The organism is Hydrogenovibrio sp. 3SP14C1 (assembly GCF_029625905.1).
Taxonomy (GTDB): Bacteria; Pseudomonadota; Gammaproteobacteria; order Thiomicrospirales; family Thiomicrospiraceae; genus Hydrogenovibrio.
The window spans coordinates 1-273 of the sequence record NZ_JARTLM010000112.1 but is presented as its reverse complement, the minus strand read 5'-3'; the positions used below and the strand labels follow the sequence as shown (position 1 = coordinate 273).

Here is a 273-nt window from a genome sequence, read left to right as displayed (position 1 = left end):
ACCAGGCCGTAGAGCTGGCGGATGCGCCGTGCATGCAGGCGCAGCATGGCTTCCGAGAACTCCACATGCATGGACAGGATTTTCTTGAAGTCGGTCTTGGACACGCACAGCAGCGTGGTCTCGCCGTGCGCATAGGCATCGTGCGTGCGCTTGTCCCCGTCCAGGATGGCCACGTCGCCGAACCAGATGCCCGGCTCCACGTAGTCCAGCGTGATCTGCTTGCCCGTGATCGAGGTCGAGGTCACGCGCACCGCACCGCGGGCGCAGGCGATC

General features: G+C 64.8%; 1 protein-coding gene. It reads right to left on the bottom strand.

The window, feature by feature from the left end; all coding sequences use genetic code 11:
- A partial coding sequence (locus P8629_RS11850; protein ID WP_278166322.1) for a Crp/Fnr family transcriptional regulator occupies window positions 1-273 on the bottom strand: 273 nt, incomplete at both ends.